The sequence below is a fragment of the Henriciella marina DSM 19595 genome, assembly GCF_000376805.1.
Classification (GTDB): Bacteria; Pseudomonadota; Alphaproteobacteria; order Caulobacterales; family Hyphomonadaceae; genus Henriciella; species Henriciella marina.
Map to the genome: position 1 here is coordinate 1,287,645 of NZ_AQXT01000002.1, position 24,354 is coordinate 1,311,998.

The following is a 24,354-nucleotide window of genomic DNA, read 5'->3' on the forward strand; positions in this document are numbered from 1 at the left end:
GTCTCAGATAGCGGCTCAGAGGCACAGAATGACGTCCTCCATCTTGCAAGTGTTTGCAGTTTCATTGGTCGCGCTCGGACTATCCATGTTCGCGCCGGCGAAGGCAGACCCCGTGCCGACGGGCGACACAGCTGCCTATCCGGCGGTCTCGAGCCAGTCCGGACCTGCACAGACTGACCTCACCGTTGTCGTCAACCGGTCGACGCCCGTTTCAATCGACCGCGCCTTCAAACGTATCGCCATCTCCCAGCCTGAAATCGCCGACGCGTCACCGACGTCGGACAATCGGCTCTACGTTCGTGGACGGACGGTCGGCTCGACAAACATCCTTGTGTACGATGAAGACGGCGAACTGATCGAACTCATCGATGTGCGGGTTGAGCACGACCTCGGCGCCATCCGCAATGACATTGCCGCCCTCTTCCCTGATATCAGTCTGCAGCTGCGCACCGTGGCCCAGCGTCTGCACATCCGCGGCAACGTGCCCGATGACGAAACGGCAGCCGAGATCATCCAGATCGCATCAAGCTATGCCCCTGACGCGGTCATCGATGCGCTGGACGTGAACAGCCCACAGCAGGTGATGCTTGAAGTTCGCTTCGTCGAGGCCTCGCGCGAAGACGTCAAAGAGCTTGGCATTGGCAGCGAAATCAGCCGCTCCGGTGACTTTCTCTTTGCGACAGGCTCGGGCCTTCTTTCGGGCGGCGCTCCGCAGTCGATCCTCAGCCTCCTTGGCGCGTCCGGCGGTGTGAATATCGATTTCTTCCTGGAAGCGCTCGAACAACGCGGCATCATCCGAACGCTCGCCGAGCCGAACCTGGTTGCGCGTTCAGGTGAGACGGCAAGCTTCCTTGCCGGGGGTGAGTTTCCGGTCCCGGTCTCAGCCGATGAGGACACAATCACCATCGAGTTTCGTGAGTTTGGCGTCAGCCTCGAATTCACGCCGACCATCCTTTCCAATGGCCGGATGAGCCTGGAAGTCAGCCCGGAGGTCAGCCAGCTCGATCCGCGAAACTCCGTGCGCCTATCGAACGTCGAAATTCCTGCCCTCAGCGTGCGCCGCGCAACGACCATCATCGAGCTTTCAGATGGTGAGAGTTTCGCAATCGCGGGCCTGATACAGAACACTGTTGATACTACATCGGTACAGACGCCGTGGCTTGGTGATGTGCCCGTGATTGGCGCCCTCTTCCGCTCCAATCGGTTCCGGGAGAATGAGACCGAGCTGATCATCATCATCACGCCGCGCATCGTCCTGCCAGCACCCGCAGGTACACGCATTCCAGATCCGCTGACCAATAATCCGATGCCATCTGAAGCAGAGCGCCTGCTCCTGGGGAAGCTCGAAACTGACCCTGCCCCTTCACAGGCCTCCACCGGGATCACGCCGGTCCGCCCCGCGCCCCAGCCTGCAAGACAGGACCTTGGTTATGTCCCGGGCATGGGAGGCCAGTAAAAATGAGCAGTCAGTCGGTTCAGACGACAGGCTCAGTCCGCCTTCATGTCTTTGCGCCCGGTAAAGGCGAAAGTCTGTCGGCGAGCGTGAAGGGTCTCTCCAATGTGGCCATCGCCACTCATCGCGATCCCAATACTTCGCTAGAGGCAGCGAGCGCTGAGCGCGGCAGCGTTCTGGTGATAGAGAATACCGGCACGTTTGATCTCGTTGAATTCCTGATCCGGGTCTCTGAGACGGCCCCGACCCTGCCCGGCATCATCATCGGCGACAATATCCCTATCCTGGCGGTCAAACGCCTGATGACCCTTCAGCGCTGGGACATGCTGCCCCCGCCGATAGAGAGCCAGCACCTCGCCGAGACGCTGGAGATGATCTGCAGGGAAGATAGCGCGCCATCAGACGGAACGTCCGGCAAATGCTGGACGGTGACGCCCTCTGTTGGCGGTGCCGGGGCCACGCTTGTCGCGGTTGAGATTGCCTATCAGCTCAGCCAGCGCGAAGAGCGCAACAAGGTCTGTCTCGTCGATCTCGATTTCTTCGATGGCGCTTGTGCGTCCTATCTCAATTGCCCCGCAAACCTCAGCCAGAGCGCCCTCACCCAGTCGGCCGACCGGATCGATGAGGCCCTGCTGCAGGCGTTTATTACCCATCACAAGAACGGGATCGACCTGCTCGCGGCCCCGCGCTCCAATCGTCTCTGGAATGCGATCAAGCCCGAAGCAATCCTCAAAGTGCTCGATATTGCGTGCCGCCTCTATGACTATGTCATCGTGGATCTGCCGCGCTGGCCGTCTCCGTGGATGTCGTCTGTCGTCACTGGCGCAGACGAAAATATCGTCATGAGCGAGCTGACCGTCCCTGCGCTCCACGCCGCCCGCAACAGGGCAGAGGAGCTGGAAGACGTGTCCGAAGGCATTGCGCAACCGCGGGTCATCCTGAACCGCATGTCCAAGAAACTGTTCGGCAATACGGTTACAGTCTCGCAGGCGGAAGAAGCGATCGGACGACCGGTTTTCGCGACCATCTCGTCGGAATGGGAAGCTGCACTTGCCGCCGTGAATTTTGGGCAATCTGTCAGTCAGGCAAAGCCAGGAAACAGGCTCGCCAAGGATGTTACCCGCATCATCGAACTTCTCGAACCAGGCGAGGAGGCCGCCCTCAGCCCCCCAATCCCAAGCAGAAAAAGATCATAGATGGCGCGCTTTTCACTTCTCTCGAAATCTGCACAGCCTTCCGAGGCCAAGGACACCAAGTCGTCTCTGCCTGAAGGCACCGGCAGCGACGAAGACATCACGCTGGAAGACCCGGCGTTCGAAGCTGACGACGCCGATGAAAAGGACAAGGTAGACGAGCCAGCTTCGTTTGACCTTCTGGAGGCCAAGCTGCGGGTCCATAACAAGCTGATCGACGAGCTTGATCTCTCCGTGCTCGACAAGCTCGATGAGACGGAGATCAAGAAACAGGTCGGGCGCCTGGTATCGGAAATCGTGCGCGATGAGCGCATCCCGATGAACCAGGCCGAAGTGCTGGAGTTCGCCGATTCCGTCTATCATGAGATGACGGGGCTCGGGCCTCTGGAACCTCTCCTCGCCGATCCAAGCATTTCCGATATTCTGATCAACGGCGCCAAACAGGTCTATGTCGAACGACGCGGCGAGCTGGAGCTCTCAGAAGCCAAGTTTCGGGACAATGCCCACCTTCGCCGGATCGTCTCGCGGATCGTGTCTGCGGTCGGCCGCCGGGTGGATGAAAGCCAGCCTTTGGTCGATGCGCGTCTTCTGGACGGTTCCCGCGTAAACGCAGCCGTTGAGCCAGTTGCAATCGACGGCCCACTCGTCTCTATACGGAAGTTTTCGAAGAAGCCTCTGACGCTAGAAAAGCTGGTCAGTTTCGGTGCCATGCCGACAGAGGTCGCCGAGTTTCTTTTCAACGCCGTCAAATGCCGGGTGACATGCATCATTTCTGGCGGGACCGGCTCAGGCAAGACGACGCTGCTGAACGCGCTCTCCAAGGCGATCAGTCACAAGGAGCGCCTGATCACGATCGAGGATGCCGCCGAACTTCAGCTCCAGCAACCGCACGTCGCCCGCATGGAAACCCGTCCGCCAAATCTGGAAGGCAAGGGAGAGATCCGCCAGCGCGAACTGGTGAAGAATGCCCTCCGTATGCGGCCTGACAGGGTGATCCTAGGTGAGGTGCGCTCAGAAGAGGCCTTCGACATGCTTCAGGCCATGAATACCGGCCATGAAGGCTCAATGGCGACGATCCACGCCAATAATCCGCGCGAGGCGATCAGCCGACTTGAACAGATGGTTGCCATGGGCGGGCTCCGCATCTCGTCTGAAGCCGTCCGTGGACAGATTTCCTCTGCCATCGGTATCATCATTCAGGCACAGCGCCTGTCTGACGGGTCGCGCCGCATCACCCACGTCACCGAAGTCACAGGGATGGAGGGCGACATCATCCAGATGCAGGATATCTTCCTCTTCAACCGCTTGGGCACGGGTGAGGATGGGACCGTGATTGGCGAGTTCCGCGCCACTGGCCTGCGTCCAAAATGCCTTGATGAAATGCAGCGCCGGGGCGTTCAGATGCCCATGGAATATTTCGACCCGTCGAAGCCGCTGCTGGAAGTACCGAGCAAATAAATGGACACATCCGCCGTCATCTATGTTCTGGCGTTCGCCTCGGCATTTCTTGCGGCGCAGTCCATGCTCGGCTTTGGTCAGGGCGCGGTCCAGAAGAGTAAGCTGAACAGACGGCTTCGCGTACAGGAAAAGCAGGCAAGCGTCGCCGACCTCATCGTGGAGCTGCGGCGCCAGCGCGGCCAGGACAAGGATGGCAATGGCCGGCTGTCCCTGCGCTGGTTCAACGATCTCGTCACACGGTCCGGCCTGACCTATGAGCCCCTGACCTGGGCCATGATCGCAGCGGCGGTCGGCATTGGGGCCGCGTCTGCTGTCTTTTACTTTACTTGCAGCCTGCTTCTGACGCCTCTCGTCGGCATTCTTTCGGCCCTCGTCCTGCCCATCCTGTTCCTGAAGATGAAGGCTGGCGCGCGCGATAAGAAACTGGGCGAGCAACTCCCTGACGCGCTCGAAATCATCGTCCGCAGCCTCGAAGCTGGCCACCCCGTGCCGACGGCGGTGTCGCTTGTCGGCCGGGAAATGCCGGACCCCATCGGCTCGGAATTCGGCATGGCGGCCGACGAGATCGCTTACGGCTCCAGCCTGGAGGAAGCGGTCAAGAAACTCGCCGAGCGGACCCAGCAACCAGATGTCGAGCTCTTCGCCGCGACCGTCCGGCTCCAGGCCAAAACAGGGGGCAACCTCGGCAGCCTTCTGAAGGTCAATTCGTCGACCGTTCGTGCACGCCAGAAGATGCGCCTGAAGATCAAGGCCGCCTCATCGGAGGGCCGCGCCTCAGCCCTCATCCTGACTTCAGCGCCCTTCATCGTGATGGGCGCGATGCACATGCTGACCCCGCACTTCTACGGCAGCGTGCTCGACGAAAAGCTCGTCCAATACGGCCTCGGCGCCTGCCTTGTCTGGATGGCGGTTGGCAATCTCGTCATGCGCAAGATGATTAATTTCAAGGTCTGACCGCAAAGCCATGCTCGCCAGTCTTCTCAATACGCCAAACCTCCCCGTGATCTCGATCCTCGCGATCGTGGCGCTTTCGGTGATCGCCTATGTTGCGGCCAAGACCGCAAAAGTGGTCGATACGAATAAGAAAATGGCGCAGCGACTTGAAAATGACGCGGCCCGGCGAAGGCGGGGAACGGGCCAGAGCGCCAGCCAGAAACGCGATCAGCTTATCGAGAAACTCGGGCGCCGCTTTTCCGACCCCAATTCCGAAGCGCTGAACAAGCTGCGCGCGCGTCTTTTCAAGACTGGCTACTATTCCAAGGCCGCGCCTTACCTCTTTGTCGGCTTTCGCTTCATTGCCCTGATCGTCCCGCAGGTCATTCTCCTGCTGACATGGCCGCTTTATGGCGACAAGCTCCCCGGCAATGCGCTCATGCTTGCGTCAGGCGGCCTTGCCGTCATCAGCTTCGTCGCGCCCTCCTTCATGCTGGACAAGAAGCTTGGAAAACTGGAAGGCCAGTACCGCGAGGGCTTTCCCGACATGATGGATCTGCTGGTTGCCTGCGTCGAGGCGGGCCTCAGCCTTGATGGCGCCGTTCAGCGTGTCTCTGAAGAGCTGACACAGCGCTATCCAAACCTCTCAGACCATCTCAAGATCATGAACCTAGAGACCCGCGCTGGCCGCGCCCGCTCGGAAGCCTGGAAGAATTTTGCCGACAGGCTGGGTCTCGATGAAGCACGCGCGCTTGCGACCATGCTGCGCCAGTCCGAAGAACTTGGCACCAGTGTCGGCGAAACGCTGCGCGTCTTTGCCAATGACATGCGCGAGAAGCGTATGCTCTATGCAGAAGAAAAGGCGCTCGCCCTGCCCGCAAAACTGGTCGTGCCGCTGATCCTGTTCGTTTTCCCGTCCCTGTTGACGGTTCTCATGCTCCCGGCGGTCGTGCGGATGATGGACGTTATGGCGGCGACCTCGAGCTGACGGGCTATCCCGGGACGGATCAGGGTCTGCGGCGTATAACCATAAACTCGGTATACTGCACGAATGTGACCAGCCCGACGCGCCCTCTCGGCATCTCCGTCTGTTGTGACCGCGCGGCGACAGGATCTTTTCCATCCGGTTCAATCCAGACATCTGCGGACGTCGCCATCAGCGGATGCGACAGCGAAGGCTCCGCGCCTGACTGGGCAGGTCGTGTACGCGGCTTTTCCTGCGGTGGCGGGCCTCGCTGATCAGAAACTTTAGCTGGCGCTGTCTTGTCAGCGCCGCCATCCGTTTTACCCGTGCCGCTTCGCCCTGCCGCCACCGCTGCATTGATGACAGCGATGAGCAGGATGAAGACAAGACATAAGACAATGGTCGTGACCGGGTCCATCAAGCGCCTCTTTCAAAGAGACGCTCATGAAACGCGAAAGTCAGGCCCTTCGCAAGCGGCTTCGCAATTTACTGGCTGGCCGGGACCTGCACGGTCGCTTCCTGATCACCAAGAATGACGGCGATCTGAGCGCCTGAAGGTTGCCTTGGCGCGCGCGGCTGGGAGGTCGCAGCGACCTGGCGGCGCGGCGCTGGCGCGGACCGTAGCCGGACTGCCTCGGCCTGCTCATAGGCATCGTCGGCGCTGCCTCGAAGGGCCAGCGACAGCGAACCGGACTCGCCAGCGACCGACAGCGTCTGGGCCTGCTCGAGCGTTACCGCCAGCGTCGCTGTCCGGAAAGTCCTTGGATCATTGCCGGCCACGTCGTCATTGAGGTCCAGCGCCATCACTTCCACATTCTGCAACAGCACTTCGGCGCTTGCACCGCCGGAGCTCACGGGCAGGTCATCGACCAGCGCTGCGCCGTCATTCGCAATAAAGATCACATCGACCAGATCACCTGGCAGAACGAAACCGGCAACGCCGGAGACGTCATTCATCTGGATCGTGTAGGCGCGCATGCCCGGACGGATCTTCGATGAGAGCGAGGCGCGCATACCGACCGCCAGCAGCATCTTTTCGGAGAGAACTTCGCCGCTCGCGATCTCGATCAGCGTCGGGCGTTCGAGGCCTGCCTCTTCCAGTTCCGGCCGGCTCTCAAATGCGCCGCGCGGCACATCGCTCACCGGAATGGTTTCTGGTTCGAACCAGGCCGGATCCAGCGTGACCCCGCGGGGGATATCGCGAACGGCAACCAGAACCTCCCGCGTCTCGATGACAACCGGGTCTGCGGCGACGGTTTCGGCCGGGGCCGGCTCATCATTGTTGCCGCCCAGCCAGAGGCGCGCGCCGAGAACGGCGGCCCCGGCAAAAACAAGGGAAAGCACAAGAGATACGATCGGTGTCATTTTCACGAGGGGAAACCCTCCAGATAGCTGGAAAGCCTCGTTGTAACGTTGCGCGGTTTAAACCTTCCGCAAGCAGGCCGCTCGCATTTAACGGGTCGGTTTAACCATGATCGGCCGCGCCTTCGGCCTCCCGGACAGGCACGACATCGACCGCCTGCGACCCGGCCTGCCCCGAAGCTGAGCGCAGAACGCCCTTCACCGGTGAGACATCGGAATAATCGCGGCCATAGGCGATCACGATATGATTGGTCGAAACCTCGCAGGCATTGGTCGGATCATACTCTATCCAGCCTGTCTCCGGCCCGCACCATGCGCGTACCCAGGCATGCATCGCATCTGCGCCTTCAAGACGCTCTTTCCCGGGCGGCGGCTCGGTGCGCAGGCACCCGCTGACATATCCTGCCGGCACGCCAACGCTGCGGAGGGCCGCAATCATGATGTGGCTGAAATCCTGACAGACGCCCCTGCGCGAGGCGAAGGCATCCTCGTGGCGGGTATCGACAGATGTCGCCGATGCATCGAATGTCATGTCCTTGTTTAGCCGTTCGCCCAGCAGGCGGACCATGTCGCGCGTAGACGCCTGCGGCGGGGCAAGGTCCATGACATAGTCCTGAAGTACCAGATTAGGCCGCACGCGGGGCGTCGTTCCGAGGAAATGAAGCGGGGAGTTCGGCGCGAGACTATTGGTCTCACCGAGCGCCTCGGCGAGCTTGTCGAAAGCTATGGACGCCGGCCGGGGGCTTGTAATCAGGTGGCGTTCGACACGTGTCGAAAGCTTGACCTCAAACCGCTGGTGCGGCGTGTCGAAGACGATCTCGGATGCCCAGTTGCCGAAGAAGTCCTTGAAGCCGCTGCGGTCTGCGGGCTCTGGCGTGATATCGACACGGGTTTCGCCAACCGACTGGATGCCCGGCAGCGATAGAGGCCAGAGGTGAACCAGATGCCGTCCCGTGCGAACGGGGCCGCCATATCGGTACATCACCTTGAGAGAGATATCGTAAAGCACGCCGGGTGACCTCAGCTAAAGAAGATGCGTGTCAGGTCGTCGGATATATTGGCGACCTTGGTGCGGAACGCGACAAGATAGGCAGGGTCGATATCTTCGGGCTGGAGCGACTGAAACGTCTTGCGCGAATCCCGGCAAGTCCGCCGCAGGGCCTCGCTGTCAGCAGACCTCATCACATCGACCAGCGGATGCATATGCGCCTCCAGTTCGCAGAGATGAAAGATCAGCGAACGCGGGTTCAGCTCATCGAGAACGGTCAGCTCAGCAACGGAGTGGAGGGTCGCCTGAAAGCCATAGCGGCGCCTGTGCGAAATCGAGCTGTCGGCATATTCCAGCGCCAGATCGAGGCTGCCTTGAGGGGCCTCGGAGGCCAGAAAGCAGGAGAGCGCCGAGGAGAGCGCCATCAACCGCTCAACCGACCGGCCAATGCTGAGGAACCGCCACTCGGTGAACTGGTACATATTGTCCTTGAGGAGGCCGGTAAACGCGCTCGACTGGCGAAGCAGCACCCCCATTTCGCGCGCGGCGCCGTCGCCGGGCGCAACGTCCTGCTCCAGCGCGTCATCCAGCCGGTCATTGAGTTGAACGATGGCCGCCCAACCATCCGGCGACAGCCTGTCGCGCACGCTGCCGGCCGCGCGGAGCGCCGCGTGAATTGTGGCAGCCAGCGACGGCGGGATCGACGCCTGCGTGTCCAGACCGATCTGGGACGTATACCTTGTGAGATAGACGAGCAGAGGCGATTGCGGAGAGGCCGCTTCGGCCAGCCGGTCGTGGCGCGCCCGCGCAAGCCGCGTGAAACTCTCGGCCCGCTCCATATAGCGTGCGAGCCAGAAAAGGTTCTCTGCGGCCTGACTTGGCAGCGCGCCCTTTTTGGGTCGCGGGTCGCGGGCCTGCCCGGTCGTCAGCAGGGTTGTCGTATCGACCGGCTTGTCGCTGACGATCCAGACATCGGCCACGGAACTCCCCGCCTGCATGCTGAAAACATTCGTATCGATCTCTTCGCCGATGCGGGCGAAGCCGCCGGGCATGACACTCCAGCCAGCTGGCGTCCGGACCATGAAGACGCGCAGGCTCATCGGGCGCGGAACGAGCTTGCCATTTACCCAGGCCGGTGATGTCGAGAAGGAAATGGCTTCCTGGCCAACCAGAAGATCACCCTCGGTGTCGATCAGCCGGCGCGCGAAATCGACGCCCTGCTTGCGTAGCTGGCTGCCAACAATTGAGGACTCGTCCGGATCGAATATCTGGCGGGTCGATAGGGCTGGTGCAATGAGCATGTTTTCCAGCCGCGACAGGACATGGCTACGCTCGGCCGGCTGCCCGCACCACCAAGTGGCAATGTTCGGCATGCGGAGGGCTTCGCCCGTCAGCTTGCGTGATATGCGCGGCATGAAAGCCAGCAACGCCCGCGATTCCAGTATGCCTGCCCCAAGCGCGTTCACGACCGAAATCATGCCGCGGCGGACAGAGCCAACCAGACCGGCCGTGCCGATCTGCGAGGTCTCATCCAGCTCCAGCGGGTCAGCATAGAGCGTATCAAGCCGCCGCCAGAGAACATCGACAGGCTGAAGGCCAGAGACGGTCCGCACGAAGACCTGGCCTTGCTGGATCGTCAGATCCTCGCCCTCGACAAGGAGGAGCCCGAGATAGCGGGCAATATAGGACTGTTCGAAATAGGTTTCGCTGAACGGCCCCGGCGTCAGGATCGCCACATGGCTGTCCGGCTGGGTCCGCATATTGAGGAGCGCGGCGCGAAACTCCGCGAAGAAGCCAGCGAGGCGGTGGACCTGCGCCGTCGCATAATGCTCAGCGAATATCCGGGACGTCGCCACGCGGGTTTCGAGCGCATAGCCTGCCCCCGACGGGGCCTGCGTGCGATCATTCAGCACCCACCACGTTCCGTCCGGGCCGCGGCTGATTTCGAAGGCGATAAAGTTCAGGAAATGCCCGCCGCGCGGTTTGATGCCGACAAGCGGACGTATCCACTCAGAGCTCTGCGCAATCAGCTGACCCGGCAGGGCGCCATCGGCGACGAGGCGGTTCTCGCCGTAAAGATCGGCGACGATCATTTCCAGCAAGTCGGCCCGCTGTTTCAGCGCGCCTGAAATATCGTCCCATTCGGCCCCGTCGATCAGGACCGGCATATGGCTCAGCGGCCATGGACGCTCAATCGCACGGTTTTCCGTGTACTGACGAAGAAAGACGCCGGAGTTGCGGAGATAGGCGTCGCCTCGCGCAAACATCTGCTCGAGTGTATGCGGATCATGCTGCGAAAGATGGCTGAGAAAGTTCTGCCAGACAGACCGTACGCTGCCCTGGCTATCCATGAGTTCATCAGGGACACCCGGGACAGGGGTATAGTTAGACAGCAGCCTGAAAACTGTTTCGTCTGCAGCTTTCGTCGTGCGGGGCATCCACTACACGCCTTGTGGCCTGCGAAGGTCCAGCGTCAGCGGAAACTCAGGATGCATGCGCTCGGCTTCCGGCAGGAAGCTTCCGGGGCGGTGACCGTGCGGCTCGAACCGGGACAGACGCCGCGCCTCTGCTTCGTTGGAATTGACCGGGAAGGTATCATAGTTGCGCCCGCCCGGATGCGAGACATGATAGACGCAGCCGCCGACAGCATGCCCGCTCCACGTATCAAAGATATCGAAGGTCAGCGGTGTGTTCACCGGCAGTGTCGGATGCAGCGATTCAGGCGGGGCCCACGCCTTGTAGCGAAGACCGGCCACCTCTGCTGCACTGCCACCCGCTTTCGTCATCGGAAGGCGGCGGCCATTACAAGTGACCGTGAAACGACCCGGCGCACCGGTCACCAGCTTGGCCTGCAGGCGCTCTGCGGAACTATCCGTATACCGAACAGTGCCGCCAATCGCGCCGGTCTCACCGAGGACATGCCACGGCTCGATAGCCTGGCGCAGTTCCAGCGTCGTGCCTTCATAGCTGACCTCGCCGCAGAACGGGAAGCGAAACTCGAACTGGGCCTCATACCATTCACGCTTGAGGTCGAAGCCATGCGCCTTGAGGTCGCCCAGCACTTCCATGAAGTCCTGCCAGACAAATTCCGGCAACATGAACCGGTCATGCAGCGTCGTTCCCCAGCGAATGGGCGTGCCGGTGATCGGGCTTTTCCAGAACCGGGCAATCAGCGCACGGATCAAAAGCTGCTGGGCAAGGCTCATGCGCGCATTTGGCGGCATCTCGAAAGCGCGGAACTCAACAAGGCCCAGACGGCCGGTTGGCCCATCGGGTGAGAACAGCTTGTCGATGCAGATCTCGGTACGGTGGGTGTTGCCCGTCACGTCGATCAGCGAGTTGCGCAGCAGCCGGTCCAGCATCCATGGCGGGACATCGCCCTCCCCCGGCGCCGGGATCTGCGACAGCGCGATCTCAAGCTCATACAATGTATCGTTACGCGCTTCGTCGATGCGCGGCGCCTGGCTGGTTGGGCCGACGAACAGGCCTGAGAAGAGATAGGACAGGCTCGGATGACGCTGCCAGTGCAGGATCAGGCTTTTCAGGAGGTCAGGCCGGCGCAGGAACGGGCTATCGTTTACGTTCGCCCCGCCAACAACGACATGATTGCCGCCGCCGGTACCGGTATGACGGCCATCGATCATGAACTTGTCCGTGCCAAGCCGTGTGTTGCGCGCTTCTTCATAGACCGCTTCGGTCGTCGCAACGCATTCTTCCCAGTTATGGGCCGGATGGATGTTGACCTCGATGACGCCCGGATCGGGGGCGACGCGGATGACATTGAGACGCTCATCGGCCGGCGGCGCATAGCCTTCGATATGGACCGGCTGGCCCACTCCTTTTGCGGCTTTCTCGGCTGCGGCCACAAGCTCCAGATAGTCTTCGAGCGCTTCGGTCGGCGGAATGAAGACGCAGAGATGACCATTACGCGCCTCGACGCTGAGCGCAGTGCGAACGCTGACCTCTTCTTGAGGCGTCACCTGCTGTTCGCGAACATCCTGGCCTTTGACGGCCTCTTTGCGGCTGGAGACGGTCTGGCGGGCCCCTGGCTCTGCGCCGCGCTGCTCGACGGCTTCTTCGATTGAATACTCCGGCAGCGGCCCACGCGGTTCGGCCGGGTCGGTGATATTCATGTGAGGATAGATCGCAGGCGGAAGGTGCGGCAGCGACTCCAGCGGCAGACGGTAGCCCGCCGCGCTGTCACCCGGCACGAGGAAGAGCTTGCCGCGCCGGAACGACCATTTCTCGCTGCGCCAGCGAGACGTTGCCGCCTTTGCCTGCCAGCGCTGGACCGGAATGACAAAGGCCACCGGCTCTGTCAGGCCGCGCTCGAAAACCTTGGCGATGCGCTGGCGCTCTTCAGGGTCTTTCAGTTTGGAGTTTTCCGGCGTGACATTCTCCGGCAGGCTGGCTTCGCGCAGAAGCCATTCGGCAGGGTCCTCATAGGCGGGCTCGACGAGGTCCTCTGAAAGGCCAAGCTCGCTCGCCATGCTCTCGACCATCTGGCGCGCATCCTCGGCGGTTGCGCCATTGGACTTGCCTTCGCGGGCAATGAGGTCGGCGTCGCGCCAGACCGGCTTGCGGTCGCCGCGCCAGTAGAGAGAGAACGTCCAGCGTGGCAGGGTCTCGCCCGGATACCACTTGCCCTGCCCGTAATGCAGCATGCCACCCGGCGCGAACCGGTCGCGCAGGCGCCGGATCAGATCATCGGCCAGCGCGCGCTTGGTCGGACCAACGGCGGCGGTATTCCATTCTGCGGCTTCAAAGTCGTCGATCGACACGAACGTCGGTTCGCCGCCCATGGTGAGGCGCACATCGCCCTCTTCCAGCTCCTTGTCGACCTTCTGGCCGAGCGCATCGAGATCGGCCCAGCTTTCGTCCGAAAACGGCTTGGTGATGCGCGGATGCTCGGCGACCCGGTTGATCGTCATGTCGAAGTCGAACGTGGTTTCGGTATCCGGATCACCGCTAAAGCCCCCAGAGATTGGCGCGGCATTGCGGTAATGCGGGGTGGCGGCCAGCGGAATATGGCTCTCGCCGGTCATCAGGCCGGAGGTTGGATCAAGACCGATCCAGCCAGCGCCCGGGATATAGGCTTCGACCCAGGCATGCAGGTCGGTGAAGTCGTGATCTGTCCCGGCCGGGCCATCAAGCGCGACCAGATCAGGTTTCAGCTGGATGAGATAGCCGGACACAAATCGCGCGGCAAAACCAAGCCGGCGAAGCACCTGCACCAGCAGCCAGGACGAGTCCCGGCATGAGCCAGAGCCGATCCGCAGCGTGTCTTCCGGTGTCTGCACACCCGGCTCCAGACGCACGATATAATCGACGACCTGTTCGACCCGGCGGTTCACATCGACCAGAAAGTCGACCGTGTTCATCGGGTCTTCTGGAATGGTATCGAGGAAGGCTTTCAGCAGCGGCGTCAGGCGTTCAGGCTTGCGATAGATTTCAAGGTCCGGCGCATATTCATCGTCATATTGAAACGGCCAGGTCTCGGCCCGCTCTTCCACGAAGAAGTCGAACGGGTTGTAGACCGTCATGTCAGCGACGAGGTCGACCTCGATCTTCAGCTCACGCACCGGCTCAGGGAAGACAAACCGCGCCAGCCAGTTCCCGTACGGGTCCTGCTGATGGTTCACGAAATGCGTCGACGGCGACACTTTCAGACTGTGCGAGACGATCCGCGTGCGCGACTGCGGCGCAGGCCGTAGCCGGATGACCTGCGGGCCAAGCAGGACCGGCCGGTCATATTTGTAGTACGTGAGGTGATATATGCTGGCGAGAATGGCCATGAAACGACTGCCTTACCTTTACTGTCTCTGTTCTTAGCGCACCTGCAGCAATTTCGCGACAGGCAAAGGCTTAACAGCCCTTCTCTCGCGCGCCCCTGCCACCCTTTCAGTCAGGTCGCCCCGTTTAGACGTGGCGGGCGGCCGGGCCTTTCTGCTAGTATTGGCGCCAAGAGCAGGAAACTAGCCAGAGGGAACGCACATGATATCCGGACCAGTATTGAAGGCCATTGCCGCCGCATCGGCGCTCGCACTTACACTGCCGCTCAGTGCGGTCGCCCATGATGACGCCCCGGCAAAAACCACGATCCCTGAGGTGACGCCCGTGGTCGAGACCGCGCAGGGCAAGGTGCAGGGTTTCAAGGATAATGGCATCCAGGAATATCTCGGCCTGCGCTACGCCGCCCCGCCCATCGGCGAGCTGCGGTTCCAGCCGCCAGAGCCGCCTGAAAGCTGGGACGGTATCTATGACGCCACCCGCATGGGCGCCCCGGCCATGCAGATGTACACGCCCAGCGGCACGCGCGTCACCGAGTTTACCCGCCAGATCCAGACCATCTTCCCGACCGATGGCGAAACCAAGATCGACAATGAGGACGCCCTCTTCCTGAATGTCTGGACGCCCGGCGCAGACGAGGAAAAACGCCCTGTCATGGTCTGGTTTCATGGCGGCGGTTACGCCTATGGCTCCGGCAACTGGCCTGCCTATGACGGGCGCAACCTGGCTGAGAAAGGCGATGTTGTCGTCGTCACGGTGAACCACCGCCTCAACGCCTTTGGCTATATGTATCTGGCTGACCGGTTCGGCGACGATTTCGCCAAGTCCGGCAACCTCGGCAACCTCGACCTCATCGCCTCGCTTGAATGGGTTGAAGAGAACATCGAGGCGTTTGGCGGCGATCCGGACAATGTCACCATCATGGGCGAGAGCGGCGGCGGCTCGAAAGTATCCCACCTGATGGCGACCCCGGCGGCCGACGGCCTCTTCGACAAGGCCATCGTGCAATCGGGGCCCGGTGTCACGGCCGTCAGCATCGAAGATGCGATCAAGACCGCCGACGCCGTGCTCGATCAGGCCGGGATCGAGACGGCCGAGGACCTGATGACCATACCGGCAGATGATCTGCTACAGGCCGCCTTCCGCGCGCAGGAAGAAATGGGCGGCATTTTTGCTGGCCGGCTGGAACTTCGCCCCGTCGCTGACGGTGTCGTCCTGCCCGGCGACCCGTTCCTGCCGAGCGCCCCTGAACAGTCGAGCGATGTGCCGCTCATGATTGGCTGGAACAAGGATGAGATGACGCTCTTCGTGGCCTCGCAGCCATGGTTCGGCATGCTGACCGACGGCATGCTGGACGCCATGGCGAGCAGTTTCGGAGAAGCGGGCCCTGCCCTGGTTGAGAACTATCGGGGCCTCCTCGGCGAAGATGCGACACCAACAGATGTGGCCGTGCGCGCCATGGGCACGCGCTTCATTCAGGGCTCCTATATCATCGCCGACCAGAAAGCCCGCCAGGAAGATGCACCGGTCTACATGTACCGCCTCACCTATGAGACGCCGGTCAGCGGCGGCATCCTGAAAACCCCGCACACGCTCGAAATCCCCTTCATGTTCGACAATGTCGAGGAGTCCCGCGTCCTCGTCGGCCCGGGCGCCGCGCCGGTCCAGCTCGGCGAGATGATGTCCGACGCCTGGATCAGCTTCGCCCGAACCGGCACCCCCACCTCAGACCTCTTGCCCGACTGGCAGCCCTACTCGCTAGAGGACCGCATGGTCATGGAATTCAACGTGGAGCCTGAAATGGTCAGCGACCCGGAAAAAGGCGCGCGTGAGATTCTGTCAGTTAGCGGGGAGTAGCGCGTCATCCTTTGCCAGGCTCAGGATGAGGTTGCGAAGGTACACGGCGCTCATCCTGAGCGAAGTCGAAGGACGAGCGCCGACACACCTTTCGGAGCTCCTGAATTGTGCTTAAGCCGATGCCTTGAAAACCGGCCAGGTCTCTGTGATCTGGCCGTTTTCGTAGACGGCGATATCGCCAAATTGCAGGAAGACCGCTTCTGACTGGGTGGGCCGGAAGAAGACGAAATCGTCGGGCTGGAGCGTCATATCGGCCGGGCCGGTCAGCATCTGCTGGTTGCTGGAGCGGCCGTACTTCTCGTTCACTTCGATGGCCTCGGGCCAGACCGGTTTTGCCATCCAGTTGCCACCAAAAGTGTAGACCGTCTTTGTGTGGCCTTCTGGCACCTCAGGCTCGCGGCCCGGCAGGAAATCGAAGCCGGCCACATTGATCCCGTCGATCACTTTGAGGGCCGGCGCGGCGATGAAGCTTGCCGGCACATGTTCGCTCAAGAGGTCGGTGTCGAAATCGGTGGGTTTGACCAGGACCGATCCGGCCGACACCTCATTCGCCATCTCCGTGTCTGTGTAGAGCCGGTAGGTCGGGCTGCCAGCCGTATTCAGGGTCAGATCGTGTACCGCCGAGACACCGCCCAGACACCCTGTGAGCACCTTCGCGGACTCGAAACTTTCCCGGGCAAAGTCCTGGGCTTTCCGCCGCAAATCATTCTTTTCGGGCATCTTCGCGATGTGCGGTTCATACCCCATCAGACCTCCGAACCGCGCCCTGTTGGACGCTTTCAGTTTGTCCGCTGCATGTTTGAGGGTCTCGTCAGCTGAAAAGCCGCCCCTGTGAAGCCCGACATCCAGCTCGAAGACGATATCGAGCTCAGTGGAAATTTCTTCGGCGAGATCCAGATATTGCGCCAGCCGCAGGGGCGTATCGACCAGCCATTGCACCTTTGCGTCGCTCGGCGCTTTTGCGTAAAAGGCGCGCGCCGCCGCGACGGGCATCGGCTTTCCAAGCAGCTGGCCCACATTCGGCATGGCGCGCGCAATCTCGATCAGCATTTCGAGGTTGAACGTCATCAGGCGGTCTGTGCCGGTCTTCTCGCGGATATGCTGAAGCAGCGGCAGGCTCGGCAGGGATTTGGCGACGATGCGGTAGCCCATCCCGTCTGGCAGATGGCCTTTGAATGTCTCTATGTTGGCATCGAGACGCGCCCGGTCGATGACCAGCGTCGGTTGCGCAATGCCAGCGGCGTTGAGCGCGCTTTGGAGCTTCTCGAAATAGGCCGCGTCAGAGGGGGTCATTCTGCCTCCGGCGCGAAGAGCGATTTGATGTACGGCGTCATGAAACGGCCTTTCGGGTCGACGCGGCGGCGGACCTCGCAGAAGCGGGCAAAATCCGGATAGAGGGCTTGCAACTCATCATGACCGAGGCTGTGCAGCTTACCCCAGTGTGGCCGCCCCCCTGCCCGCCTGAAAATCGGCTCAATGTCTGAAAAGAAGAAGTCATAGGCATCTTCAGCAAACGCATGGACGGCGATGGAAATCCGGCCCTCGCCATTGAACGGGCTGAGCCAGATATCGTCGCCTGCGGACTTGCGCACTTCGATGGGGAAGAAAACGTCCGGACGTTCGCGTTCGATGTAATCGATGACCTCTTTCAGGACGCCCAGCGCGGCATCGGCTGGCAGGTGATATTCCATTTCGTTGAAGGGGACATTCCGCTCGCTGGCGAGCAATTGCCAGCTATTGCCGATGACATCCTCACCCTCGAAATTCGAGAACGCCCGCTCAAGGAACTGGCGCCTGGAGGCAATGTCGTCCGGGGCATAGTCGCGGGCGCGTTTCAGGCCGAGGACGGCGTCATCATCGTCGGCGTCCGCGCGCTCAGTTGCGCGGGCATCGGTCTCTTCATGTGCGATCGAGATGCCGTAGCCAGAGAACGGCACGTAGAAAAACTCATAATTTCTAAGGGTCTGCCAGCGCTTCATCGCCTTGGACAGAAGCTCATCCAGCGGTTCGGCCCATGTCGTGCGGTGGAGCCTGTAGGCGTCGACCAGCTGAATTTCCGCCTCCACCAGCACGCCAATTGCGCCAAGCGAGACGCGGCAAGCTTCGAAAATATCCCGGTCCTGATCACGCGAAACCGTCAGGAGATCGCCATTGGCCGTCATCACTTTGAAGGCCGTCGTCTCAGCTGAGAGGCAGGCGAGGGTTTCGCCCGTGCCATGGGTCGCTGTGGAAATGGCGCCCGCCAGCGATTGAACATTGATATCGCCGAGGTTTCTGAAAGCGAGCCCGTGTTTCTCAAGCTCGGGCGACAGGTCCTTCAAACGGGCCCCGGCATTCACCCAGGCGCGCTTGGTCGTGGGATCAACCGAATGAACCAGCCCCATCCTGTCCAGCTTCAGCAACGTCCCGTCCGTCGCCGCGACAGGGGTAAACGAATGGCCAGCCCCAACGACCCGTATCGGGCCGGGAGCTGTTTTCACGATATCTTTCAAAGCGTCAGGCGTTGAAGGCTCATGGATGACGGCTGGCTTTGCCGTCTGATTGCCAGACCAGTTGGTCCAGCGTTCCCCTGTCTTCACTGTGTCCGGCATGCCGTTCGTCCTCCACCTCCAAACAGACCATAGTTTCGCAAGCGCTGGCAACGGTCAGATGGATTTCGGGCTTTCCGGTTTTCTGGAATTCCACCGAAGGATGCGCGCAGAAGGCGCCTCTCGCTTGACTCTTTGGCCTGAGAACAAAATAAGAACATATGGAGTCCACAGCCCTAGATATCCCCGGCGTCTTCCGGCTTGGCGAGACGCGTAGAAAGCCCGACCCCGGCTTTCCGCTGAACCTTGGCCGCGAAGGCGTGCATGAGATCTGCGAGGCGTCTCATGGCGACATGGCGGCGATGACAGGCTTTGCCTTGGCTGCCGCGCGCCCGCCAGCCGGGGCTGTGTTCTGGGTTCGCCAGTTCGGTTTGTCACGCGAACACGGGCAGCTGCTGCATGCCGGGCTGGAGACGGTCGCCCGCCCTCCTGCGGGCCTTCTCTCGGTGGAAACCCGCAAGACAAGCGATGCGCTCTGGGCGAGCGAGGAAGCCATCTGTTCAGGCGCTGTCGGCCTGGTCATCGCCGAGATTGAGAGCCTGGACTTTACCGCATCGCGGCGGCTGACCCTTGCGGCCAGTCGTCATGGCATCCCGCTCATCCTGCTTCTGCCATGGCGCCGGGATGGCAGCAGCGCCGCCACAGCCCGCTGGCGTGTGACCTCCCGCCCATCCGCCCCAAATGCCTTCGACGCCCGCGCGCCGGGCGCCAGCCGCTGGCAGGCCGTCCTGGAGAAGTCCCGGCAGGCACCGCAGATGGCGGGGCACGTCTTCAACATCGAGCTCGACCATGAAACGCTATCTCTCCGTGTGGTTTCCGGGCTGGCCGCTCACGCGCCTTCGCCGCGCGCGGCGCCAGCCGACATCGACATCCGTGACGCCCCGCCCCGGCAGCAAACAGGTTGAGCCCGCCCGCAAGCCCTTCGTCCTGGTCGAGGATGGCCCGCATGGGCTGCGCGTCGCTGCGGCGAATGCCTCGGCGCGCACGCTTGGCATATCGGCTGGCCTTGGCTTTACCGATGCGCGCGCCCGCTGCCCGGACCTCCTGCACGAGGATATCGACCGGCAGGCCGACCAGACCGCCCTGCAGCGGATCGGCGACTGGATGGTGCGCCTCTCTCCTGTCGTCGCGCTTGACGGCTATGACGGGCTGATGGTCGAGACCACAGGGTGCGATCACCTGCATGGCGGCGAAGCGAAGATGATGAAGGCCGTAGCCGGCCTGCTTGAGCGCAATGCCATTCCGCATACGCTTGGCCTTGCGAGCACGCCGGGCGCTGCCAGTGCCCTCGCGCGGGCACGGCCCGGTCATATCCTTGCCGACGGCGAGGAAGCGGCCGACCTTGCCGACCTTCCGATCAGCGCCCTTCGCCTGTCGGCAGAGGCGGAAACCCTGCTCAAACGCTTCGGCCTTCGCAGGATCGGCCAGCTTTACGGCATAGACCGCAGGGCGCTGGGGCGGCGGTTTCAGTCGCGCGCGGCCGGTGATGCGGTCCTCCTCCGTCTCGATCAGGCGCTGGGCCTTCGCCGGGAACCGCTCACCCCGCTCACAGAGCCACCGTCACACATCACCCGCCTGCCCTGCCCTGAACCGCTTCTTGCCATCGAGGGCGTCGAAGCCGGGCTGCAGCAGCTGGCAGACGCGCTTTGCGTCAAGCTAACCGATCAGGGACAGGGCGCGCGTGCCTTTGCCTTTCATGCCTTTCGCGCAGATGGAGAGGTCAGCTCTATCTCGGTCACGCTCGCAAGACCGGTGCGGACCCCGAAACACATCCTGCGCCTGTTTTCAGAGAAGCTGGACAAGATCGACCCCGGCTTCGGCATCGACCTCATGATGCTGGAAGCCCGGCGTACCGGGGCGATGGATATCAGCGCGCCAGCCCTTTCCGGCGACCTTGCCGCCAGCGATACAGACCCCGTCCTTCTCTCGGCCCTTGCCGACCGGATCACCGCCAAGCTCGGTGAAGGCGCGGTAAGGATTACAGAGGCGCATGAAAGCCATTTGCCTGAACAGGCTGAACGCAAAGCGGCGTTTGATGGGGCGCTGCCAGCCCCTGCTGTCCCTCAGATCTCTCATGGGCCGCGCCCGATCCGTCTGATCGACCCACCTGAAGAGATAAAAGTCCTCGCCGAAGTGCCGGATGGTCCGCCCTTGCGCTTTATCTGGCGGCGGGTCCCGCATGCCGTGACGCGGGCGGATGGGCCAGAACGCCTTGCGCCTGAATGGTGGACATGGACAGCGCCCCCGCCGCCATCCGGCAGCCCTGAAGGGGTGGACCGCAAATGGCTCAACCCAAAGCTCGACCCGCGCGCGGACGCGGCCCTTATAAGTCGCATCCGCGCCGAACTTGAAATGGAGGACATTGGTGCGCCTGTCTCGAACCTGCCGCGGGCCCGCGACTATTACCGCATAGAAGACAGCGATGGGCGCCGCTTCTGGCTGTTCCGGCAGGGGCTCTATGAGGATGGACGGGGCGGCGCGCCGCTCTGGTTCATGCATGGGCTGTTTGCATGACCGGTTACGCAGAACTCGCCGTTACGACGAACTTCTCTTTCCTGCGGGGCGCCAGCCATCCAGAAGAACTGGTCGCGCAGGCAAAGGGATTGGGGCTCACCGCGATTGGCATTGCAGACCGCAATACGCTGGCCGGCGTGGTCCGCGCCCATCTTGCGGCCCGGGACTATGAGATGCGCCTGCTTGTCGGGGCGCGCCTGATCACGACAGACGGGTTCGACCTCATCGCCTACCCGCAGGACCGGGACGCCTATGGGCGGCTTTCGCGGCTTCTTTCGGAAGGCAAGCTGCGGGCCGAAAAGGGCGCATGCCATATCACGCTTGAGGATGTGCTTGCCCATGCCGAGGGCATGGTTTTCATCGCCATGCCGCCGCTCTCTCCGGATGAGACCTACCGGCTGCGCCTTGAATGGCTGCGCACGCAATGGGGCGACCGGCTTTATCTTGGCGCGCGCTATGGGTTTCAGGGCCAGAACCGTGAGCGGATTGCCCGGCTGGCAGACCTCGGTTTCAAGGCAGGCGGTGTGCCCATCGTGGCCGTCAATGATGTGCTTTACCATGCCGCTGAGCGCCGCCCGCTACAGGATGTCGTGACCTGTATCCGCGAGCACTGCACCGTTGATGAGGCGGGCTTCCGGCTGGAAGCCAATGCCGAACGCCACCTCAAGCCGGCTGAAGAAATGGTGCGGCTTTTCAAGGGGTTCGAGCCTGCTCTTCGCAGGACACAGGAGATTGCCGATCGCTGTCCATTTTCACTGGATGAGCTTGCTTACGAGTATCCTGACGAACCCGTCCCGCCCGGAACGACGCCTCAGGAGCATATCGAGAAACTGGCCTGGGAGGGGGCCGCCTGGCGGTATCCTGGCGGTGTTCCAGACAAGGTATCGGCGGCCATCAGGAAAGAGCTGACCCTGATCGGTGAGCTTAATTACGCACCCTACTTCCTGACGGTCCATGACATCGTCGCCTGGGCAAAAGACAAGGGCATTCTCTGTCAGGGGCGCGGCTCGGCGGCCAATTCGGCAGTCTGTTACTGTCTTGGCATCACCAGCGTCGATCCGTCGGTGACCAGCCTTCTTTTCGAGCGCTTCCTGACCAAGGAAAGGAAAGAGCCGCCGGACATCGATGTCGATTTCGAGCATGAGCGGCGCGAGGAAGTCATCCAGTATGTCTATCGCCGCTATGGCCGCCACAAGGCCGCGCTGACGGCGACCGTGATCTCCTATCGTCCGCGCTCTGCCGTGCGCGAAGTGTGCAAGGCGCTTGGCCTGTCGCAGGATATCGCCTCGGCGCTGGCGGGGACTGTCTGGGGCAGTTTCGGATCGGACGTGAAGGAAAAGCAGATCCGGCAGGCGGGCCTAGACCCCACCAATCCGGTGGTGCGCCGCGCGGTCCAGCTGACCCGCCAGCTGATCGGGTTTCCGCGTCACCTCTCACAGCATGTCGGCGGCTTTGTCCTGACGCGCGGGCCGCTGGTCGAGACCGTGCCCATCGGCAATGCGGCCATGGATGAGCGCACCTTCATCGAGTGGGACAAGGACGACATCAGCGCCTTGGGCATCATGAAGGTGGATGTTCTGGCGCTTGGCATGCTGACCTGTATCCGCAAGGCGTTCGACCTGCTGCGCCTTCACAAGGGGCTCGACTATTCGCTGGCGACCGTCCCGCAGGAGGATGAGGCGACCTATGACATGCTCTGCAAGGGCGACAGCCTTGGGGTCTTCCAGGTGGAGAGCCGGGCGCAGATGAACATGCTGCCGCGCCTTCGCCCGCGGGTCTTCTATGACCTTGTCATCGAGGTCGCCATTGTCCGGCCGGGGCCGATACAGGGCGATATGGTCCACCCTTATCTGCGCCGCCGCAACGGACAGGAGACGGTGACCTATCCATCGCCCTCCCCGAGGCATGGCCCGGCCAATGAGCTGGAAACCATCCTGAAGCGAACCAATGGGGTGCCACTCTTTCAGGAACAGGCCATGCAGATCGCCATGGATGCGGCGAAATTCTCTGCCGACGAAGCCAATGGCCTGCGCCGGGCGATGGCGACGTTCAGGAAGGTCGGGACGATCCAGAACTATGAAGAACTGATGGTCGAACGCATGGTCGCGCGCGGCTATGAGAGAACCTTTGCCCAGCGCTGTTTCGATCAGGTGAAGGGGTTTGGCGAGTATGGCTTTCCTGAAAGCCATGCAGCCTCATTCGCGCTTCTGGTCTATGTCTCGTCCTGGCTGAAATGCCATCACCCGGATATCTTCTGCGCGGCCCTTCTGAACAGTCAGCCAATGGGCTTCTATGCCCCTGCGCAAATCGTTCGGTGCGCGCGTGAGCATGGTGTTGAGGTGCGCGAAGCGGATGTGAACCTGTCGGACTGGGATAATACGCTGGAGCCTGCGGAAGATGCCTCCCTCGCGGTGCGCCTTGGTTTTCGTCAGATCGACGGGCTTCGCGAGGATGAGATGGAAGCCATGATGGAAGTGCGCGGCGGCGGCTTCGAGCAACCTGAAGATATCCGCCGCCGCACAGGCATCACGCGCCGCGCAATGGAGGTGCTGGCGGCGGCGGATGCTTTCCGCTCCATGGGCCTCGACAGACGCGAAGCGCTCTGGGCCACGCGCGGGGAAGCGGCTGGCAAGACCCTGCCGCTCTTTGCAGCGGCCGACACCGCCGAACAGGGCGGCGAGGCGGCAACGCGCCTGCCCGAGATGCCCGCTTCGGAGCATGTGCTTCAGGATTATCAGACCACCCGGCTGTCGCTCAAAGCCCACCCCATGTCTTTCCTGCGCGAGCATTATGCGTCCATGCGGACGCTCAGCACGCGTGAGGCCTTGAACCTCCCGAACGGGGCGCGCGCACAGACGGCCGGGATTGTCCTTGTGCGACAACGCCCCGGGTCTGCGAGCGGTGTCTGCTTCATCACGATCGAGGATGAGACAGGCGTTGCAAACCTCGTCGTCTGGCCGAATGTCTTTGAGCGGTTTCGCGCCATCGTCATGGGCGCGCGGATCATTCTGGTGAAAGGGCGGATCCAGCGGGCCGAAGGCGTGACACACCTTGTCGCAGAGCAGCTTGTGGACCGCACAGACGATCTTGGGCTGCTTTCCGAAACCCGCTTCAACGATCCGATGAAGGGCGTGCTGTCGAATGCAGATGAAGTCGTCAAACCCGTTCCGGACAGACGTGGGCCGCCGCCAAGACCCATGCATGCGCACCCACGCAATGTCCGGGTGATCCCCAATAGCCGCGACTTCCATTGA

16 protein-coding genes are annotated in these 24,354 nt (G+C 61.9%); 9 read left to right on the top strand and 7 right to left on the bottom strand.

Annotated features, from left to right (window positions below):
* The first annotated feature begins 28 nt into the window (after nt 1–28).
* Genes F550_RS17055 through F550_RS0106435 form a run of 5 tightly spaced genes read left to right on the top strand, consistent with a single transcriptional unit; the run spans nt 29 to nt 6,025 of the window.
* Nucleotides 29–1,456, top strand: a complete 1,428-nt coding sequence (locus F550_RS17055; RefSeq protein WP_083910929.1) for a type II and III secretion system protein family protein — start codon at nt 29–31, stop codon at nt 1,454–1,456.
* A gap of 2 nt (nt 1,457–1,458) precedes the next feature.
* The gene (locus tag F550_RS0106420; protein ID WP_018147709.1) at nt 1,459–2,649 is read left to right on the top strand and encodes an AAA family ATPase; all 1,191 of its coding nucleotides are present in this window, start codon (nt 1,459–1,461) and stop codon (nt 2,647–2,649) included.
* Complete coding sequence (locus F550_RS0106425; protein ID WP_018147710.1) at nt 2,650–4,104, top strand: CpaF family protein; 1,455 nt, start codon at nt 2,650–2,652, stop codon at nt 4,102–4,104.
* Complete coding sequence (locus tag F550_RS0106430) at nt 4,105–5,058, top strand: type II secretion system F family protein (protein ID WP_018147711.1); 954 nt, start codon at nt 4,105–4,107, stop codon at nt 5,056–5,058. It begins immediately after the preceding gene.
* Between the two features lie 10 nt (nt 5,059–5,068).
* Nucleotides 5,069–6,025 carry a type II secretion system F family protein gene (locus F550_RS0106435; protein ID WP_018147712.1) on the top strand — a complete coding sequence of 319 codons (957 nt, stop codon included), beginning with the start codon at nt 5,069–5,071 and terminating at the stop codon, nt 6,023–6,025.
* A gap of 19 nt (nt 6,026–6,044) precedes the next feature.
* Here F550_RS0106435 and F550_RS0106440 read toward each other — a convergent pair whose 3' ends face one another.
* The 5 genes from F550_RS0106440 to F550_RS0106460 all read right to left on the bottom strand — a co-directional run bounded on the left by F550_RS0106440 (nt 6,045) and on the right by F550_RS0106460 (nt 14,146).
* The gene (locus F550_RS0106440) at nt 6,045–6,419 is read right to left on the bottom strand and encodes a hypothetical protein (protein ID WP_018147713.1); all 375 of its coding nucleotides are present in this window, start codon (nt 6,417–6,419) and stop codon (nt 6,045–6,047) included.
* Nucleotides 6,420–6,487: 68 nt separating this feature from the next.
* Nucleotides 6,488–7,366 (bottom strand): Flp pilus assembly protein CpaB, encoded by an 879-nt coding sequence (cpaB, locus tag F550_RS0106445; RefSeq protein WP_018147714.1) that lies wholly within the window; start codon nt 7,364–7,366, stop codon nt 6,488–6,490.
* Nucleotides 7,367–7,466: 100 nt separating this feature from the next.
* Nucleotides 7,467–8,372: a transglutaminase family protein gene (locus F550_RS0106450; protein ID WP_018147715.1), complete on the bottom strand. Its 906-nt coding sequence runs from the start codon at nt 8,370–8,372 to the stop codon at nt 7,467–7,469.
* An 11-nt stretch (nt 8,373–8,383) separates the two neighbouring features.
* The gene (locus F550_RS0106455) at nt 8,384–10,789 is read right to left on the bottom strand and encodes a circularly permuted type 2 ATP-grasp protein (protein ID WP_018147716.1); all 2,406 of its coding nucleotides are present in this window, start codon (nt 10,787–10,789) and stop codon (nt 8,384–8,386) included.
* Nucleotides 10,790–10,792: 3 nt separating this feature from the next.
* The gene (locus F550_RS0106460; protein ID WP_018147717.1) at nt 10,793–14,146 is read right to left on the bottom strand and encodes a transglutaminase family protein; all 3,354 of its coding nucleotides are present in this window, start codon (nt 14,144–14,146) and stop codon (nt 10,793–10,795) included.
* 199 nt (nt 14,147–14,345) lie between these two features.
* Between F550_RS0106460 and F550_RS0106465 the strand changes: the two genes are divergently transcribed.
* Nucleotides 14,346–15,998: a carboxylesterase/lipase family protein gene (locus F550_RS0106465; RefSeq protein ID WP_156807846.1), complete on the top strand. Its 1,653-nt coding sequence runs from the start codon at nt 14,346–14,348 to the stop codon at nt 15,996–15,998.
* 111 nt (nt 15,999–16,109) lie between these two features.
* On the opposite strand, the gene F550_RS0106470 is transcribed toward F550_RS0106465, so the two are convergent.
* Entirely contained in the window at nt 16,110–17,291 is a 1,182-nt protein-coding gene (locus tag F550_RS0106470) for an alanine racemase (RefSeq protein ID WP_018147719.1), read from the bottom strand.
* Nucleotides 17,288–18,589, bottom strand: coding sequence for a D-arabinono-1,4-lactone oxidase (locus F550_RS0106475; protein ID WP_018147720.1), 1,302 nt, complete (start codon nt 18,587–18,589; stop codon nt 17,288–17,290). The genes F550_RS0106470 and F550_RS0106475 overlap by 4 nt, the downstream gene beginning before the upstream one ends.
* A 158-nt stretch (nt 18,590–18,747) precedes the next feature.
* On the opposite strand from F550_RS0106475, the gene F550_RS19300 reads away from it, so the two are divergent.
* Genes F550_RS19300 through F550_RS0106490 form a run of 3 tightly spaced genes read left to right on the top strand, consistent with a single transcriptional unit; the run spans nt 18,748 to nt 24,354 of the window.
* The gene (locus F550_RS19300) at nt 18,748–19,491 is read left to right on the top strand and encodes an ImuA family protein (RefSeq protein WP_018147721.1); all 744 of its coding nucleotides are present in this window, start codon (nt 18,748–18,750) and stop codon (nt 19,489–19,491) included.
* Nucleotides 19,376–21,100 carry a Y-family DNA polymerase gene (locus F550_RS0106485; protein WP_169332254.1) on the top strand — a complete coding sequence of 575 codons (1,725 nt, stop codon included), beginning with the start codon at nt 19,376–19,378 and terminating at the stop codon, nt 21,098–21,100. Before F550_RS19300 ends, F550_RS0106485 begins: the two co-directional genes overlap by 116 nt.
* Nucleotides 21,097–24,354: an error-prone DNA polymerase gene (locus F550_RS0106490; RefSeq protein WP_018147723.1), complete on the top strand. Its 3,258-nt coding sequence runs from the start codon at nt 21,097–21,099 to the stop codon at nt 24,352–24,354. The genes F550_RS0106485 and F550_RS0106490 overlap by 4 nt, the downstream gene beginning before the upstream one ends.

Excerpts from the sequence above, each read along its gene's own strand:
- F550_RS0106465 (WP_156807846.1), top strand. The coding sequence starts at position 14,346 with ATGATATCCGGACCAGTATTGAAGGCCATTGCCGCCGCATCGGCGCTC.
- F550_RS0106470 (WP_018147719.1), bottom strand. The coding sequence starts at position 17,291 with ATGACCCCCTCTGACGCGGCCTATTTCGAGAAGCTCCAAAGCGCGCTC.
- F550_RS0106455 (WP_018147716.1), bottom strand. The coding sequence starts at position 10,789 with ATGCCCCGCACGACGAAAGCTGCAGACGAAACAGTTTTCAGGCTGCTG.
- F550_RS0106475 (WP_018147720.1), bottom strand. The coding sequence starts at position 18,589 with ATGCCGGACACAGTGAAGACAGGGGAACGCTGGACCAACTGGTCTGGC.
- F550_RS17055 (WP_083910929.1), top strand. The coding sequence starts at position 29 with ATGACGTCCTCCATCTTGCAAGTGTTTGCAGTTTCATTGGTCGCGCTC.
- F550_RS0106460 (WP_018147717.1), bottom strand. The coding sequence starts at position 14,146 with ATGGCCATTCTCGCCAGCATATATCACCTCACGTACTACAAATATGAC.
- F550_RS0106425 (WP_018147710.1), top strand. The coding sequence starts at position 2,650 with ATGGCGCGCTTTTCACTTCTCTCGAAATCTGCACAGCCTTCCGAGGCC.
- F550_RS0106490 (WP_018147723.1), top strand. The coding sequence starts at position 21,097 with ATGACCGGTTACGCAGAACTCGCCGTTACGACGAACTTCTCTTTCCTG.
- F550_RS0106420 (WP_018147709.1), top strand. The coding sequence starts at position 1,459 with ATGAGCAGTCAGTCGGTTCAGACGACAGGCTCAGTCCGCCTTCATGTC.
- F550_RS0106430 (WP_018147711.1), top strand. The coding sequence starts at position 4,105 with ATGGACACATCCGCCGTCATCTATGTTCTGGCGTTCGCCTCGGCATTT.
- F550_RS0106485 (WP_169332254.1), top strand. The coding sequence starts at position 19,376 with ATGAAACGCTATCTCTCCGTGTGGTTTCCGGGCTGGCCGCTCACGCGC.
- F550_RS0106435 (WP_018147712.1), top strand. The coding sequence starts at position 5,069 with ATGCTCGCCAGTCTTCTCAATACGCCAAACCTCCCCGTGATCTCGATC.
- F550_RS19300 (WP_018147721.1), top strand. The coding sequence starts at position 18,748 with ATGGAGTCCACAGCCCTAGATATCCCCGGCGTCTTCCGGCTTGGCGAG.
- F550_RS0106440 (WP_018147713.1), bottom strand. The coding sequence starts at position 6,419 with ATGGACCCGGTCACGACCATTGTCTTATGTCTTGTCTTCATCCTGCTC.
- cpaB (WP_018147714.1), bottom strand. The coding sequence starts at position 7,366 with ATGACACCGATCGTATCTCTTGTGCTTTCCCTTGTTTTTGCCGGGGCC.